The sequence below is a fragment of the Paraburkholderia sp. SIMBA_027 genome, from assembly GCF_046535315.1.
In the GTDB taxonomy this organism is placed as follows: Bacteria; Pseudomonadota; Gammaproteobacteria; order Burkholderiales; family Burkholderiaceae; genus Paraburkholderia; species Paraburkholderia tropica.
The window spans coordinates 1-234 of record NZ_JAWRWY010001655.1; the positions used below are offsets into that span (position 1 = coordinate 1).

The window sequence follows — 234 nt, forward strand, 5'->3', positions numbered from 1 at the left end:
GCCACGCGGTCCAACGTCTCTGCTTCGTTCAGCGTGTCCAGTACGGGAACGACGTGGACGTCGACGCCGAATTGGCTGCGGATCTGGCTTTCCAGCTCAGGACCTGTGTCAAAAGGACTCCTGATCTGGACCTGCACCAGGCCGGTTTCCCTGGCGGAGGACAGGAGCCTGGACACCGTGGAGCGGGATGTCCGGAGTTCCCGGGCGATCGCGTCCATGGTCAGGTCCTGCAAG

Annotated in this window: 1 pseudogene; it reads right to left on the reverse strand. The window is 63.2% G+C overall.

The window, feature by feature from the left end:
- Positions 1-218 (reverse strand): annotated as a pseudogene (locus SB764_RS44790) (sugar-binding transcriptional regulator); the annotation flags it as partial.
- Positions 219-234 lie beyond the last annotated feature (16 nt).